At 43.1% G+C, this 15,125-nt stretch carries 17 protein-coding genes; 9 read left to right on the forward strand and 8 right to left on the reverse strand.

All coding sequences use genetic code 11. The features are described 5' to 3' along the window. The first annotated feature begins 718 nt into the window (after positions 1–718). From F6K52_RS18860 to F6K52_RS18870, 3 genes are all read left to right on the forward strand, one after another. On the forward strand, positions 719–1,174 hold the full coding sequence (locus tag F6K52_RS18860) for a hypothetical protein (RefSeq protein WP_293080817.1): 456 nt from the start codon (positions 719–721) through the stop codon (positions 1,172–1,174). A 399-nt stretch (positions 1,175–1,573) separates the two neighbouring features. Continuing rightward, complete coding sequence (locus tag F6K52_RS18865) at positions 1,574–1,783, forward strand: hypothetical protein (RefSeq protein WP_293080820.1); 210 nt, start codon at positions 1,574–1,576, stop codon at positions 1,781–1,783. A gap of 561 nt (positions 1,784–2,344) precedes the next feature. Continuing rightward, on the forward strand, positions 2,345–2,965 hold the full coding sequence (locus F6K52_RS18870) for a hypothetical protein (RefSeq protein WP_293080825.1): 621 nt from the start codon (positions 2,345–2,347) through the stop codon (positions 2,963–2,965). 23 nt (positions 2,966–2,988) lie between these two features. Here F6K52_RS18870 and sodX read toward each other — a convergent pair whose 3' ends face one another. The 3 genes from sodX to F6K52_RS18885 form a co-directional block, all read right to left on the reverse strand. Beyond that, a complete protein-coding gene (gene sodX / locus F6K52_RS18875; RefSeq protein ID WP_293080828.1) occupies positions 2,989–3,336 on the reverse strand; it encodes a nickel-type superoxide dismutase maturation protease in 348 nt (115 codons plus the stop codon). 203 nt (positions 3,337–3,539) lie between these two features. Next, the gene (gene sodN, locus F6K52_RS18880) at positions 3,540–4,010 is read right to left on the reverse strand and encodes a superoxide dismutase, Ni (protein WP_293080832.1); all 471 of its coding nucleotides are present in this window, start codon (positions 4,008–4,010) and stop codon (positions 3,540–3,542) included. Between the two features lie 185 nt (positions 4,011–4,195). Next, positions 4,196–4,441, reverse strand: a complete 246-nt coding sequence (locus tag F6K52_RS18885; RefSeq protein ID WP_293080836.1) for a hypothetical protein — start codon at positions 4,439–4,441, stop codon at positions 4,196–4,198. Positions 4,442–4,707: 266 nt separating this feature from the next. Between F6K52_RS18885 and F6K52_RS18890 the strand changes: the two genes are divergently transcribed. Together F6K52_RS18890 and F6K52_RS18895 are read left to right on the forward strand one after the other, a co-directional pair. Then, complete coding sequence (locus tag F6K52_RS18890; RefSeq protein WP_293080841.1) at positions 4,708–4,920, forward strand: hypothetical protein; 213 nt, start codon at positions 4,708–4,710, stop codon at positions 4,918–4,920. Positions 4,921–5,002: 82 nt separating this feature from the next. Continuing rightward, entirely contained in the window at positions 5,003–7,216 is a 2,214-nt protein-coding gene (locus tag F6K52_RS18895; RefSeq protein WP_293080844.1) for an RNA degradosome polyphosphate kinase, read from the forward strand. A gap of 8 nt (positions 7,217–7,224) precedes the next feature. Here the strand turns inward: F6K52_RS18895 and F6K52_RS18900 are convergent, their stop codons facing one another. The 3 genes from F6K52_RS18900 to F6K52_RS18910 form a co-directional block, all read right to left on the reverse strand. Further along, positions 7,225–7,908 carry an HAD hydrolase-like protein gene (locus tag F6K52_RS18900; RefSeq protein WP_293080847.1) on the reverse strand — a complete coding sequence of 228 codons (684 nt, stop codon included), beginning with the start codon at positions 7,906–7,908 and terminating at the stop codon, positions 7,225–7,227. 325 nt (positions 7,909–8,233) lie between these two features. Next, positions 8,234–10,147, reverse strand: coding sequence for a transketolase C-terminal domain-containing protein (locus F6K52_RS18905; RefSeq protein WP_293080850.1), 1,914 nt, complete (start codon positions 10,145–10,147; stop codon positions 8,234–8,236). Positions 10,148–10,504: 357 nt separating this feature from the next. Beyond that, positions 10,505–11,398, reverse strand: coding sequence for a hypothetical protein (locus tag F6K52_RS18910; protein WP_293080853.1), 894 nt, complete (start codon positions 11,396–11,398; stop codon positions 10,505–10,507). 815 nt (positions 11,399–12,213) lie between these two features. Here F6K52_RS18910 and F6K52_RS18915 point away from each other — a divergent pair. Together F6K52_RS18915 and F6K52_RS18920 are read left to right on the forward strand one after the other, a co-directional pair. After that, positions 12,214–12,627: a hypothetical protein gene (locus tag F6K52_RS18915; protein WP_293080856.1), complete on the forward strand. Its 414-nt coding sequence runs from the start codon at positions 12,214–12,216 to the stop codon at positions 12,625–12,627. Between the two features lie 100 nt (positions 12,628–12,727). Further along, a complete protein-coding gene (locus F6K52_RS18920; RefSeq protein WP_293080858.1) occupies positions 12,728–13,141 on the forward strand; it encodes a hypothetical protein in 414 nt (137 codons plus the stop codon). Positions 13,142–13,377: 236 nt separating this feature from the next. Here F6K52_RS18920 and F6K52_RS18925 read toward each other — a convergent pair whose 3' ends face one another. Next, complete coding sequence (locus F6K52_RS18925; RefSeq protein WP_293080860.1) at positions 13,378–13,560, reverse strand: hypothetical protein; 183 nt, start codon at positions 13,558–13,560, stop codon at positions 13,378–13,380. On the opposite strand from F6K52_RS18925, the gene F6K52_RS18930 reads away from it, so the two are divergent. Then, positions 13,554–13,910, forward strand: coding sequence for a hypothetical protein (locus F6K52_RS18930; RefSeq protein ID WP_293080862.1), 357 nt, complete (start codon positions 13,554–13,556; stop codon positions 13,908–13,910). The genes F6K52_RS18925 and F6K52_RS18930 overlap by 7 nt on opposite strands. Positions 13,911–13,978: 68 nt before the next feature. Here F6K52_RS18930 and F6K52_RS18935 read toward each other — a convergent pair whose 3' ends face one another. Then, the gene (locus tag F6K52_RS18935) at positions 13,979–14,686 is read right to left on the reverse strand and encodes a PEP-CTERM sorting domain-containing protein (RefSeq protein ID WP_293080864.1); all 708 of its coding nucleotides are present in this window, start codon (positions 14,684–14,686) and stop codon (positions 13,979–13,981) included. A 136-nt stretch (positions 14,687–14,822) separates the two neighbouring features. Between F6K52_RS18935 and F6K52_RS18940 the strand changes: the two genes are divergently transcribed. Continuing rightward, positions 14,823–15,125: GNAT family N-acetyltransferase (locus F6K52_RS18940; protein ID WP_293080867.1), on the forward strand; the 303-nt coding region annotated here is incomplete at its 3' end.

Here is a 15,125-nt window from a genome sequence, read left to right on the forward strand (position 1 = left end):
TCATATAGCAATTCTACGACTTGTGAGGTACAAATTTATGGTTGTTAGGGAGCAGGGAGCAGGGAGCAGGGAGCAGCGATGCAGCGCGGTCTTGGGGGTTTCCCCTATGAGCGACTGCATCAAGACGGGAGCAGGTAAGAGGGAAAAAATAATGTTTACCTCATAAGTCCTAGAAATGCTATATGCTTTTTAGTGCTCATGTCACCCCCTCAGGTTTCTGGCAACAAGTCCAGATGCTGCTATTGAGTTAGTTAAAACTATTGTAAGTCAGGCTTAGATCTGTTTCAGACCTAGGCCAGAGGGCAAGTAGTGTGTCAGTGCAACAGTTTTTTTTGGAATTATCCCTGGTTTGGAAGCAGTGATTCACCCACAGCAGGGACTAAAAATGCGTTCGCGTAAGGGCTCTAAAAGAGCATTGTACTATTTTATGATTTGAAGTTCTCTAGTTTTTTTTGGGAATCCTATGAGTTGTCTCAAACTAGTGTAAGTAAGGCTTCCATTGGTTTCAGACTTAGGCTAGATGACAAAAAAAACACAACTAAAACCAGGACTATTTAATTCGTATTTTTTTCAAAATAAACTACTATTTTCATGGAAATTACGGAAGTAAAACTTATCCTTCAGTTCTATATTGGTTGAAATAAGTCCCTTGGCTATCGCTAAATTATTTTCCTATTGATAGGAAAAACTAAACAAATAAGTGTAACGGTTTCGGACAATGCTCAAATTTAAATCTCTAGGCTTATCCATTCTTACCGCATCAGTTGTTTTACATGGTCACGCCTTGGCATCTGTGCCCGAGTTTGTAGTCAAGGATTTTACTGACTTTTATTTTTGGCAGGTTAATCCAGAAATGTCAAACAATAGTCTTAAGTCTGACCAAACACAGTACAACCAAGAGTGGTTAGCTATTAAAGAAACTTTGAAAAACAGGATTGTCTGGAGAAAATTACCTAGTTGTGATGGTTATACTGATCATGAAAACCATGCTGATGATCTAAACTATAGTTATTTCGTCAATGATAACCAGGAAACAATTACAGCATTAATAGCTGCGGTGTTCTATGCTCGTCACCCTGAGTTAAAAGGTCGTAAGATTAGACCAAGCGAAACCCATCTAATTCGAGAGTGGAACTTGATCAAGCAGAGTGTTTCATCCTATAGTTGGTGTTAGTTATAGCGGTTTGCAATTCAGTCAGGTACAAATATCTAGGTTTTAGGGAGCAGGGAGCAGGGAGCAGGGAAGAGGGAAGAGTGAAACAATCCATCCTGTGTACCTCATGAGTCCTAGAAACGCTATAGCTAGCCTTGCTTAATAATGGAATGAATTGAAAAGCTTTGTGGAATAGGCATCTTGCCTGTTCCTATTTTAGTGTTGCTTAATATTTTAAAATTCAGCAACCCCAAACATTTGTTACAAAAATTTTTAAAATATGCTATAATATAATATTTTTATGTTATAATAAAACCATGCCATGGACGCTAATATGTTCCATGACAAGAGCCAGCCAACAGATTATCCACAGTCCCAAGGCTGGCTCTAGATTCCCCATCAAAGGAGACATGACTCATTATGACTTATTACCACCGCCTACACCCGTGGGCTGTTGTTCGGCTATTGCCGCAGATGCAACGGGTCGTTGTTGCTCGCTTCCGCAATCGGTCTAATGCCGAGGGGCATTTAAAGGCTCTGAAACGGTTGATGCCGGATGCTGAATTTGTGATTGTATTTGATATTGGCAATGATCCTATCGCTGAAGAATCTAGGGATGACCGGGAATAGGGAATAGTTGGAGGTTGTGGCAGGAAACGGGCAAGATGCCCGTTCCACCCCTGATGCCCATTCCATCGACCGGGTCAAACAGCTTTTAAAGGAGATGCACCCGGAGCCCAAGTAGTGTGTCAGTGCAATAGTTTTTTTTGGAATCATACTTGGTTTCTTAGCAGAAAATAAAAATGCGATCGCTTCTGCATCTAATGCAGGGGTTTTCAGATGTCTTGCCTTGCTTGTCGGAGTATCTTTTAGAAAGGGATACTGATTAATCCCCACGACAAGGGCATCTCGATTCATGGCAATTAATTAAGTTAGTGTATCGTCAATCAATTTATTTTCTTAGCTAGTCAGATGATTTCACCAATTAAAGTATAATACATCTGATTGTCAAAACTCCTTTATGAAGTCAGGAAATTAAGTACGAAAACTGCAAAAAAGCTGATAGCTGATAGCTGTTTGCGTTCGCGAAGCGTGGCCAAAGGCCAAGCGTGCGCGTAGCGCTTAAGCTGATAGCTGATAGCTTACTATGATAGTTATCATTCTGGAGACGATATCACACTACTCTAATCAATGCCCACGCTATTGAAATTGGCAATAATTGCCGCCCATTTATTGGTTTATCTGGTTGCTGCGGTTAACATCTGGATTTTTTCTTATTGGAGTCAATTCTACACTTCTGTTGTCAAGGTGCGATCGCTACCACTGATCTACTGTGGCTATGCTTGTTTTGCGATCGCTAACTCCTACGAAATTGCTGAACACATCGGGGATAACTGGATTTATGTCAGCCAAGTTTCTGATCTCAATCGGTTATTCTATACCTTTATTACTGCTGGCATGTGCTTGATTGCCCTGGGACTAAAAAAATCCCGCTTTCTGGATTTCATCTTAGTTGCCAGCACGGTTGCTGTTCCCCTACTGTATGGTGTTCAAGAGGGCAAAGAATTAATGCAGTTGGTGCAATTAGTTCCTTCGATAATTTTTGTGTATAACTGGTACGTAGTTATGCGGGACTGGCGAGTTTTTCTATTCCCATTATTCTCAAATGTGATCACTGTTGCTTTTGGTATTGCCCTGATTGTTACCGGACAGCAGGCGCTTCATCTGTTCGTTGGTTCTGCTTCAGCAATTGGCTTACTAATTCTTGGGCGAGTGGCGTGGGTAAAACCAAAAAGACATTCCAAGGGATAACTTTCAGATGTTACAGAAAACGATTAAAAAAAACGACTGGTTACTTTACCAATAATTTGCTGAGCATCAACTAAACCAAAAGAGCGGCTATCGGTACTTTCTATGGGGTTGTCTCCTTCTAGGAAACAACGTCCATCTTCCAGCACCACAGTTACCCGTTTCACCAATCGCAACTGGTTTTGGTAAGGGTGTCTAGCAACAACTATGTCACCAACTTTGGGCGGAATGTGTCGATAAGCTATCGGATCAATTAAGATTTCCTCTCCTGGTTTCAGTAGGGGAGTCATTGATGCTCCTGTAACTCGGAACCGCAACCGTTTTCGCAATATCCACAGTGCTAGCTCAGGAATACTGTTTTTGATATAAAGCATTTGAGTTAAGAATGTAGAATTAAGAATTAAGAATTAAGAATTAAGAATTAAGAACTAACAATTAAGAATTAAGAACTAAGAACTAACAATTCTACATTCTACATTCTGGCTTCTGCCTTCTGCATTCTAAATTCTACATTCTACATTCTGCATTCTACATTCTGCATTCTACATTCTACATTCTTAATTCACCATTCTGAGGTTTAGCTAGCCTTATACCAGACGATATCGCGATTCTTGGTTGCCCAGAAAATCTTGTGGATATTCTCTACTGCGGTGAGTAGCTCATTGGCGTGCTCAAGGCTAACTTCCACCTTGCAGGCAGAGCATAACTTTGCGGCTTTCCAGAAGGTATCGTGTAGGTCTGGGAACTGCTCCAAGTGTACTGGCTTGAAATAGTCTGTCCACAGGATCAGTATTTCCTCTTTGGTCTTCTGAGCCTGCTCTTCCTTAATAGCAATGAACCGGGATAGGGTATTTTGGTAAGCAACTACTGCCGCTGGATCATTACTCGCTGGCTGAAGATCAATGATCTTCTTGGTCATGGAGAGTACTGCCTCAGCGGTGATACGTGCAGCAGCTGGGTCATACACCCCGCAAGGTCCGTCGCAGTGGGCATGGACTTCTGGAGCAGGGAACCAGTCTTTGAGCTGGGCAATAACTTTTTTCAACATATTTTTTAGAGTTCGCTTGTGATCAGAGCACGTGGCAAATATCGGTAAGGGAGGAATAGCCCCAGGATAGCCAATGGCTAATTAGGGTTTTTGACAACCGACTAGACTAAGTTAGTTAACTAACTTAGTTAGCCCAATCTATTCCATCCCCCCCCTACCCATAGTAATTTATAGCAATTTGTGTTCTAAATGGATAGTCGATTTGAAGATAGGGAGTCGGGAATCGGGAATCGGGAATCGGGAGTCGGGAGTCGGGAATCGTGAATCGTGGGAGGTGTGGGAAGTGTGGGAGGTGTGGGGAGATGGGGAGATGGGGAGATCTTATAGAGTTTTGCGTTCGCGTTTGGCCTACGGCCACAAGCGTGACCATTCGCGTAGCGTGGCCTTTTGGCCAAGGTCAATCGCGTAGCGGCTCCAAAGGAGCATCCCACTAAGTTAACTTATGTAAACCCCAGATATAGCACTAGGCATTAAAGTTAGGAAATTGATAGAAGCCGCAAAGCTAATGCACGTGAACTTTTGCCTCTTGCCTTCCCCTCCTGGGAGGGGTTAGGGGTGGGTTCCTCTTGCCTTTTACCTCTTCCCCTTGGGCGTATTGAATAATACCAAATAACTATCCTAACTAAAAATAAATTTACATTAATTAATATTTCGTGTTACCTTAATTAAAAAATTAGACAAACTTCAACTTAAAGTCATGAATAGTAAAGAGTTAGCGCAGTATATAGAAGCTACTGACGGCATCTCCAAACCCTGGTTACTCGTGCAACTGCGTCTGAAGAAGCTTCAGGAGCGCCGTGCCACCCTATCATCGGAAGCTTATATCAGAGAACTAGAAGATATTCACCAGGATTTGATGAATTTAGGTCAGTGGTGGGTAGGTAGAGAAGACGAATTGTTTAATCCTTGAGGTTCGTTTAACGCTAGAATCTCAGTGACTATTCTCTCGTTGCAACAAAATAGCCTGATCAGGTGGGTTAACTCTGAGGATCATGGGTAAAGCTAAAAAGAATAAGTCTGAAGTTGAAAATATCGATTTTCAGTTTAAAAATAATACGCCTGAATTTGAACAGACCACAGAACAGAACACAATTGAGCTTAATCTAAGTGACCCTGACTATTACTTCAATCGAGAACTGAGCTGGTTGGAGTTCAATAACCGAGTATTACATGAAGCAACAGACCCCCGAACGCCTCTGTTAGAGCGTCTGAAGTTCATGGCCATCTTTAGCTCTAACCTGGATGAATTCTTTATGGTGCGGGTGGCTGGTTTAAAACAACAGGTGGAAGCACAAGTTAGTAAACGGACAGCCGATGGTCGCACACCCAGTGAACAACTCGATGCCATCAGAGTGCGGCTGTTACCGATGGTAACTCAACAGCATCAACACTGTGAGCAGGAACTGCGACCCCTGCTAGCCAAAGCCGGGATTTACATTCTCGACTACGTGGACTTGAACCAAAAACAGCGGAATTACCTGGAAAACTACTATTGCGAGCAAATTTTTCCAGTTCTGACTCCCCTGGCTGTGGACCCCAGCCATCCCTTTCCTTACATGTCCAATCTCAGTCTGAATCTGGCGGTAGTGGTCAAAGACCCGGAAACGGGAGCAGAATTGTTTGCTCGGGTGAAAGTTCCTAGGGTCTTAAAGCGCTTTGTTCCCCTCCCGGAAAAATTGCAGCAAAAACAGAATGGAAAAACGACTAGTTGGACTGGTGTTCCTATCGAACAAATCATTGCCCATAATTTAGAGTCTCTGTTTCCAGGGATGAAGATTCAGGAGTGTCATCCCTTCCGTATTACCCGCAATGCTGATTTGACAGTAGAGGAGTACGAGGCAGATGACCTGCTGATAGCGATTGAAGAGGAACTACGGAAACGACGGTTTGGACGTTCTGCCGTGCGCATGGAAATTCCTGTGACCACCTCCAAGTTAGTCAGGAAAACCCTGATACGAGAGCTGGAACTTGAAGAAACCGATGTCTATGAATTCGACGGTCTGTTGGCACTGGGTGACTTGATGTCGTTGATGGCATTGCCACGGCCAGAATTGAAAGACCCTGTGTGGGAACCAGTGGTGCCCCGACGCCTGCGGTTTCCCCTAGGGGACGAGAATGTGGAAGATATATTTAGCGTGATTCGCAGTAGGGATGTGCTGGTACACCATCCTTATCATTCCTTTGGCGCAACGGTAGAGCGTTTTATTACCCAGGCCACTCAAGATCCAGATGTCCTAGCCATCAAAATGACTCTATATCGCACATCTGGTGACTCACCCATTATCGATGCCTTGATTAGAGCAGCAGAAAATGGTGAGCAAGTGTCGGTACTCATAGAACTAAAGGCTCGTTTTGATGAAGAAAATAATATTGTCTGGGCAAGAAAGTTAGAACAGGCTGGAGTCCATGTAGTCTATGGTTTGGTGGGTTTAAAAACTCACACCAAAATTGTGCTGGTGGTGCGTCGGGAGGGGGATAAAATTCGTCGGTATGTTCACATTGGGACGGGGAATTATAATTCTAAGACTGCCAAACTATATACTGATTTAGGACTATTGAGTTGCCGTGATGATTTAGGAGCAGATTTGACAGATTTGTTTAATTCTTTGACCGGTTACTCACGGCAAAAGTCTTATCGAAAGTTGTTGGTCGCACCATTTAGTTTACGCGATCGCATGATCAAAATGATTCAGCGCGAGATTGAACATTGCCGCAACGGGGCAACAGGTCGTATTGTTGCCAAAATGAATTCCCTACTAGACCCCAAGATTATTGCCGCCCTCTACAACGCCTCACAAGCTGGTGTAAAAATTGACTTGATTGTACGGGGAATTTGTGGTCTGCGTCCTGGTCTTAAAGGAGTCAGTGAAAATATCCGTGTGGTGAGTGTCGTGGGTCGTTTTTTAGAACACTCACGGATTTTTTACTTCCAAAATCAGGGTCAAGAGGAAGTCTATATTGGCAGTGCAGACTGGATGCGTCGTAATTTGGATCGACGGGTAGAAGCAGTGACACCAGTGGAAGACCCAGAGATTACCAAAGATTTGGAAGAAATCCTGGCAATTATGTTAGCAGATAACCGTCAAGCTTGGGATTTACAGCCTGATGGCACCTATATCCAACGACGGCCAGCTCAAGGGGTTAAAGAAGAATCCGCTCATCAGATTTTGATGGAGATGGCGTTGCAATCAGCAGGGATGGGATAGTGGGAGAATTAATTCTTCAAGCCAATCTTTTCCATAAACACTGTTGATGATGGCAAGGATGGTATAGTCCACCAGGGCTGATGTTCTTCTAGGGACTCCTGGTCATATTTACCAGTGGCAACCGCAATCACACGAGCACCAATGGCTTTGCCACAGTTAATGTCATGGGGAGTATCGCCAATGACGTAAGTTTTTTCCGATGGAATCGCGCCATACTTTTCCGATGCGATCGCTAAAGCTTGTTGGGCAATATCAACTCTAGTTTCCGTTTTATCGGAAAATCCACCACCACTAAAGTAATCAGCCAAGCCATAATAGGTTAATTTTGCCTGTGCTCCTGCTTCGATATTTCCTGTGAGCAACATCGAAACCACATCAGTTCGATCATGCAAAGCATCTAGAATTTCGATTACCCCCTCCAGGACATATCCTTCTCGGCGGGGCAAACTCTTAGGCAAGTAGTTAACGTAGTATTTCAGCAGTTGATCCACCAACTTTGGTTCTGGGGACAAACCGTACTGCTTGAGAATATTAGCGACAATTATTGGGTCTGTCATTCCTGCAGTTTCTATATTTGTCAGAGAAACCGTTTCACCAATTACTTCACTGGCAGCCTCTTCTAGGGCAAATATACCGGATCGTTTTGTGGTTAATAAAGTGCCGTCAATGTCCCAAAATAAAACGGTAGTCATGACACTCCCATGGTACTATAAACTGAGGTAATAATTGTTAGTTAATTACCCTTAATTATTATAACATTTATGTAAGCTATCAGCTATCAGCTATCAGCTATCAGCTATCAGCTATCAGTTTCCAGCATACTTTCAATTCTGATTAATCTCGAACTATTAGGTGATACCCGTGGCGAATTCAATTCTTAATGGGTCAAGGGCACATTTAAATTATCCCGTTCAAGGTTTATTTTAAGTAAGCTGACGGCTGACAGCTAACGGCTGAAGGCTTACCTTGCCTCTTGCCTTTCTTTAAGGAAGTATATTCACAATTTAACTAAAAATGCTACATCATAGTTTTATTAATATCAAATGCTAAACTTTCAGCATCTAGCCGATGAGCACGAAGCACTTCCTGATTTTGACCGCATTTCGGAATATCAAATACTCCAAATTGCCTGACCTGTATTTGCCCAGACAATCCTAATTCTGCCAAGCCACTTACAATCCGATCCCCCTGTCCTCCTATTACATAATGGTTATCCAGGGTAAACACCCAGGAGTAACCTTGGAGGATTTGCTCCAACCAGTCTAAATCTACAAAATTTAGCCAAGGCAAATTCACCACTTTTAGGGTGATACCGTGATTTTGAGCCAATAACTGGGCAGCTTGATAGGCTTGTGGCAGCAGCACGGGACCGTAACCAAATAAAATAGCGTCTTGCCCTTCAGTTAAGGCAATCCCCTGACCCAATTCCAACTGATAATCCTCTGGTAATTGATAGGGAATCTGACAGGGGATAGAGACTAGCCTGATATAAGAACTACTGATAGTTCGATGCAAACAATAGTCTAGAGCTAGGGATACTTCTGCTTCATTAGCTGGTTCAATCATCACCATATTCGGTACCGCCCCTAAGGCAGAAATATCCCTTACCGATTGGTGAGAATGACCAGGACCACCGGGTAGCAACCCAGCTAAGGAGCCAACATAAATAATCTTAGTCCGTTCGGTAGCATTATTATAGATTTGCTCATTGGGTCTGGTGGATAGGAAACAAGCAAAGGAATGCACGATGGGCAGTAACCCTTTCAGTGCCATCCCCCCGGCCTGGGATACCATATCTTGTTCGGCAATGCCACACTCAAAGAACCGTTTCGGGAACTTATCTTTAAAGGGAATCAACCCACAATCGAGCATTAAATCCGCATCGAGTACCACCAGGTCTTGATTCCGTTCTGCTTGGGCAACCAAAGCTTTGGAATAGGCACTAACCAGTCGTTGCGCTCCATCAGCTACAGCAGGTTTGCCATAGGATACCATCTCTATTCCTAAGGGGGATGCTCCAATTTGTTCCAATTGGGTATTGGCAGCAGCAATGAGTTCTGCGACTCCGGTCGTGTAGGCTTCATCATCCGGTGCGCCACTATGGAAGCGATATAAGTTGTCTTCTGGTCTGATGGCCGTGTGTTCCATAAAGGAGATGCCTTTTCCCTTAATGGTGTCAGCAATCAGGATTTTGGGCTGGTTAGTCACTGCTTTCAATTTTGCGATCGCATTCCCTAAAGCCTTGACATCATTACCATCACAGCGGTCAACATACCAACCATAGGCCGCAAACTTCCGTTCCAAGTCCCCCAAGTCACTCACTTGGGACACCCAAGTATCGGACTGGATTTTATTATGATCCACAATCACAGTCATCTCATGGAATTCCAGATTTGCTGCTGGTTGGAGAGACTCCCAAAACTGACCCTCCTGCAACTCCCCATCCCCAGTTAATATATAAACATTTCCCTCTCGACCCATCAGCCGATTCGCGCTAATCATCCCCTTAGCCTTAGAAACCCCCATTCCCAAGGAACCAGTATTCGTTTCCAAGAACGGAATCGAAATATCTGGATGGCCAGGAAGTCCATCTAGCCGCCTCAAGCTATGGATACGCTCAAACTCCAGCAAACCATGGCCAATCAAAACCGAGTAAAAACCCGGTACATCGTGACCCTTAGAGGAAAAATAAATATCCCGTGGTTGATTAGAGTTAGTTTTCCTAACCCGTAATTCATTTAAAAACAGCCAACAAACAATATCTAAACTACTAAAACTACTACCAATATGCCCTGAACCCGCCTTTTTTATCATATATAAGGTATTGATGCGACAGTAGGTAGCAAAAAGCTCAGTATGAGTTTCGGGAGTAATGTCTAAATCCTTGAGGCGTTCAAACTCCCGAAACGGGACTAGAGATAGATTTGTCATTGGTTATTGGTGATTGGGGTTGTTGGTTATTGGTAAGGTTTTAGGGAGTCTGGAATCGGTAATCAGTGGATAAGGTTTGACGTTTTTTTATCACTGAATCATATCCAATTTAACTGCATAAGCGCTTAATCGGTTACTTATTTACTTGCTTAACCTTTAAACAAATTATACTTAGCATTGTTGAACAAATAAATAAGTAATTATAACTAATAATTACAGAAAATAGCGGTTCTCATAATAACGATGTACACAGGATCTTTTTCCACTTCCAACTTCCCTCTTCTTTCTTCTATTCTCCCTACTCTCTACTCGCTGCTCCGAAGTCCCTACTCCCTGCTCCCTACCAAATTGAAAAAACTAAATTGGTTTCTGGGAGACCATAGGTAAGTGAGCTTCTCCCTGTGCTATTAAATATTCCAGATACCACCAATCCTTCAAGTCATTAATATCTAATCCCTCATGATCATGGGTAATAAATGGCATAATCACCTTTCCAGCAATTGTATACTCTTTCAGCACCACTTTTGACCAAGCAATTTCTAAGCTAGCATTTTGCACATAGACCTCTGGCAAGGCCTGATACGGAGTACTATGCCAGGGGGTTTGGGGGGTTGGAGGTTGAAGGGTTGAAGGTTGGGGGGTTGAAGGTTGGGGGGTTGAAGGTTGGGGGGTTGAAGGTTGGGGGGTTGAAGGTTGGAGGTTGGGGGGTTGGAGGTTATGGTTAACCTGAGAATTGCCTAATTGAAAGGTGTTCTGCTCAAGCAAAGGTTTCATCAGGCTGCCCTTGAGTACCCACATTTTACCAGGATGCTGCTGGCATTTCTCTACTGCCCGTAAGGAGTCTACTTGATTAGCTTGAGCCAAAAACCCCTGCCAAGCTCGTTGAATGGTATGTGGTTGGCGACAAGGACTGGTTGGTCGCAGGATGCTGAAGCAATCAAATTGTCGCCCCATATCACTCAAACGCCTCAGGGTGTAATCAATCCACTCAATATCTGGTGATTTGTCAGTAGCATACTCTGGCGGACGCAAAAATGGTACCTCAGCGTTATAGTAACGAGCAATGTCCGCCACCTCCTCTGAGTCAGTGGAAACAATCACTGCTGAGAACACTTGGCTTTGGGTTGCAGCAGCAATAGTATAAGCAATTAACGGATGCCCTTTCAAACGACGAATATTTTTACCAGGTACTCGTTTAGAACCAGCCCGGGCTGGAATCAGGGCAACTACTGTCGGAGTTTTAGAATCCACCAATTTTCCTTATCTTAGACAATAATCTTGCTGGCAAATTTTTGATCACCACTTTATATAGCAATTCTACGACTTGTGAGGTAAAAATTTCTGGTTTTTAGGGACTTCGGAGCAGGGACTTCGGAGCAGGGAAGAGGAACCCACCCCTAACCCCTCCCAGGAGGGTAAGGGAAGTGGGAAGAGGGAAAAAATAATGTGTACCTCATGAGTCCTAGAAACGCTATAGTTTACATAAATAGGGAATCGGGAATCGGGAATCGGGAGTAGTAGGAAAGAAATAGGAGTAACTTTTGGTTTTATAATAACTCACCATTATTGCAGTTAGTTATCTATTAGTAATTGCTAGTTTTTAATAATTGTCAATATTGACAATTATAGTGTATAATTATATATGGTTATACCAATTGCTTTAAGTACAAATTACTGGATTTTAGTAAGTAGGGATTAGGGAGTAATAATTGCTCCTTGCTACCGTCAATAAATCGCAAATAATTCCCTTGATAAGGGAATAAACTTGTTCGCGTAGCGTGGCTTTTTTGCCAAGGTAAATCATCTGGTAAATCATAAGTAGTAAAAAACCGTTCTAATAGAGCAATGGTAAAAATTAACCGTCACAGCGTGTAATCGCAAATCACACCATAAAAATCACACTATAAACAGAATCTACAGTAATTTAATCAGAATGATAGCGGTAATTATACTTATGATTTACACAGATTTTTGACCCTATTCACTGTTCCCTATTACCTAAAATTCAAAACGTACTTCAAGCAATTGATAACTGCTATCGTAAACATTATCTTGCAGCAAAGCAAATGACAAACTCAGATCAGTTTGATACCCGTTTCAACCTTTTACTAACTGCTCTCGAGCGGATCACCCAACAGATTGAACAGCTCGGTCACAGAACTGATTCTAATGCTCGTGCTATCGAGCAGACCAACCAAAAGATTGAACAGCTTGGTCACAGGATCGATTCTAATGCTCGTGCCATCGAAGCCTTAACTGGGACTGTCAGTGAGTTCAAACGCGATCGCTTTCGAGTCTACTCTTTGATAGCCGATGTAGCGAAAGCTCAGGCAGATTCAGCTCAAAGTCAATCCCGAATGTATAGCATGATGGAAAACTTAGATGAGCGACAAGAACAACTCTCTCAGCGACAGGAACAACTGTCTAACCGACAGGGTGAGATTGTGGAAATTCTGAAATTATTGACTCAATCTAATTAGGGTTTATAACCACTAGCGTAAGCTAAAGGCCTTTGGCAACGCTACGCGAACAGCTATCAGCTGATAGCTCTTGATAAAACACTAAACACTATTGCAGCAAATGACAAACTCAGACCAATTTGATACCCGTTTCAACCTTTTACTGACTGCCTTCGAGCGCATCGACCAACAGATTGAACAACTCGGTCACAGGATCGATGCTGTCACCCAACAGATTGAAAAGCTTGGTCACAGAACCGATTCCAATGCTCGTGCCATTGAAGCCCTAACTGATACTGTTAATGAGTTCAAACGGGATCGCGCTCAACTGTATTCTGTGATGGCTAATTTAGCACAATCTCAGTCTAATTTATTTCAATCTCAGGCTAATTTAGCGGACAGTCAATCCCGAATGTATGGCGTGATGGAAAACTTAGATCAACGACAGGAACAACTTTCTCAGGGACATGAACAACTGTCTAACCGACAAGGGGAGATTGTAGAAATTCTGAAGTTATTGACTCAATCTAATTAGGGTTTAGAACCACTAGCTATCAGCTATCAGCTATCAGCTATCAGTTATCAGCTTATGTGCTACGCACACGCGTGCGCGTTCAGCTTTTGAATAAGCGATGCAGCAAGGGAACAGGGGGTTTCCACGGGGCTTTCAGCGATGCAGCAAGGGAACAGGGGGTTTCCCCCATGAGCGACTGCATCAAGACAGCTGCGGACGCAGGTTCCGCAGGCAGCCCCTCCCCATGAGCGACTGCATCAAGACAACAGGTAAGCATTCGAATAATGCTGAGTTACGGAAAGCTGTTTGCGTAGCGTGAGCCATTCGCGTAGCGTGGCCTTTGGCTGACGGCTGACGGCTGACGGCTGACGGCTGAGCGCTGACCACTGACCACTGATAGCTGTTGATAAAACACTAAAAACTATTGCAGCAAATGACAAATTCAGACCAGTTTGATACCCGTTTCAACCGTTTACTAACTGCCATTGAGCGCATCGACCAACAGATTGAACGGATCAGCCAACAGCTCGAAGAGCTTCGTCAAAGAACCGATTCTAATGCTCGTGCTATCGAAGCCCTAACCGATACTGTCAATGAGTTCAAACGGGATCGCGCTCGACTGTATTCTGTGATGGCTAATTTAGCAAACTCTCAGTCTAATTTAGCTGAAAGTCAATCCCGAATGTATGGCCTTATGGAGAACTTAGATGAGCGACAGGAACAACTGTCTAACCGACAGGGTGAGATTGTAGAAATTATGAAATTATTGACTAAATCTCAAGCAGGATAAATCTAAGCTATCAGCAGTCAGCGGTCAGCGGTAAACTGACTGCTGATAGCTGAATGGTAACATTGAGGCTAAACCTTTTGTTTAGATGGGGAAGGTTTCAGTTTACGTTTGATGGTTGAAGCTAAGCCGAGAGTGGCAAGGGTCAAGATACTTATACTATGAGTGGGTTCAGATACAATCACCGGTTTCGCAGAAAAACTAATCGGTAACTCGCTATCTTCTGGTCCCAAATTTTCAAAACCAGTGATAAATGGCGGTGCTGAAAAAATTTCAAAAAAACCAGGCGGCTGCAAAAAACTAGCGAAAAAGACATTAACAAAGTTTCCAGCTGAGGTGGAAAATCCAAAGCCGTCAGTTGTTAACTGATTAGCATCAAGACTAATTAAATTGTCAACCTGGAAAGGTTCGTTTCCCGGTGTAGAAGTACCAGTAGGTTGCAAACCAGTAATGGTTTCGCTGTTGCGCGTGCCAGTAATTTCAGAAATCAAGAAAAAACCCAAATCATCAGGAGTATCATTAGTAGTGAAAGTACCACTGGCTTCGATACCAGGAGCAGAATAACTCCAGTTCCAATTTAAAGCTGAAGCTGCCTGGGGTGCCACCAAAACCAATCCAGAGGTAGCAATCAGGAGTGTGGTAGATAGCAGAGTTATATTTTTCATCGCCAATTTAGGGTTGAACAAAACTATACCAAAGGGAACAGGGAACAGGGAACAGGGAACAGGGAGTAGGGAGTAGGTAATAGGGAAAAGGGAACAAAAATTATCACAATTCATTTAGAATTGGTATATCAGTTATGAGATACGCTTTTCAACCTCAAAGTCCCCCTTATTAAGGGGGATTTAGGGGGATCAAGTTGTACCTTATGGGATATAGAATTAAATAATAACTCAATACTTGAAGCCGCACAACATGATTATCCGAGATTCAGAAATAAGGGATCGTGAGAGCGTGCGCTCCTTACATATGTCAGCCTTTCCGATTGGGGAGGGTGATCTTGTGGCAAGTCTCGCTGATGACCTCATCTCCAATATTACCGAGCCATGTACACTATCATTGGTAGCCGTCGATGACAATAAAATAATTGGAAACATTGCATATAGTCCTGTATTTATTGCCGAAAAACCAGATTTCCATGGCTATATTCTGGCACCACTTGCTGTTAAGCCAGAATGCCAAGGTAATGGTATCGGGAGTCAACTAGTTGATGCTGGA

This window comes from Moorena sp. SIO3H5, from assembly GCF_010692395.1.
In the GTDB taxonomy this organism is placed as follows: domain Bacteria; phylum Cyanobacteriota; class Cyanobacteriia; order Cyanobacteriales; family Coleofasciculaceae; genus Moorena.

Coding starts and splice junctions, on each gene's coding strand:
- F6K52_RS18870 (WP_293080825.1), top strand. CDS start 2,345: ATGCCCACGCTATTGAAATTGGCAATAATTGCCGCCCATTTATTGGTT.
- F6K52_RS18905 (WP_293080850.1), bottom strand. CDS start 10,147: ATGACAAATCTATCTCTAGTCCCGTTTCGGGAGTTTGAACGCCTCAAG.
- F6K52_RS18915 (WP_293080856.1), top strand. CDS start 12,214: ATGACAAACTCAGATCAGTTTGATACCCGTTTCAACCTTTTACTAACT.
- F6K52_RS18865 (WP_293080820.1), top strand. CDS start 1,574: ATGACTTATTACCACCGCCTACACCCGTGGGCTGTTGTTCGGCTATTG.
- F6K52_RS18900 (WP_293080847.1), bottom strand. CDS start 7,908: ATGACTACCGTTTTATTTTGGGACATTGACGGCACTTTATTAACCACA.
- F6K52_RS18890 (WP_293080841.1), top strand. CDS start 4,708: ATGAATAGTAAAGAGTTAGCGCAGTATATAGAAGCTACTGACGGCATC.
- F6K52_RS18895 (WP_293080844.1), top strand. CDS start 5,003: ATGGGTAAAGCTAAAAAGAATAAGTCTGAAGTTGAAAATATCGATTTT.
- F6K52_RS18935 (WP_293080864.1), bottom strand. CDS start 14,686: ATGAATTGTGATAATTTTTGTTCCCTTTTCCCTATTACCTACTCCCTA.
- F6K52_RS18860 (WP_293080817.1), top strand. CDS start 719: ATGCTCAAATTTAAATCTCTAGGCTTATCCATTCTTACCGCATCAGTT.
- sodX (WP_293080828.1), bottom strand. CDS start 3,336: ATGCTTTATATCAAAAACAGTATTCCTGAGCTAGCACTGTGGATATTG.
- sodN (WP_293080832.1), bottom strand. CDS start 4,010: ATGTTGAAAAAAGTTATTGCCCAGCTCAAAGACTGGTTCCCTGCTCCA.
- F6K52_RS18930 (WP_293080862.1), top strand. CDS start 13,554: ATGACAAATTCAGACCAGTTTGATACCCGTTTCAACCGTTTACTAACT.
- F6K52_RS18920 (WP_293080858.1), top strand. CDS start 12,728: ATGACAAACTCAGACCAATTTGATACCCGTTTCAACCTTTTACTGACT.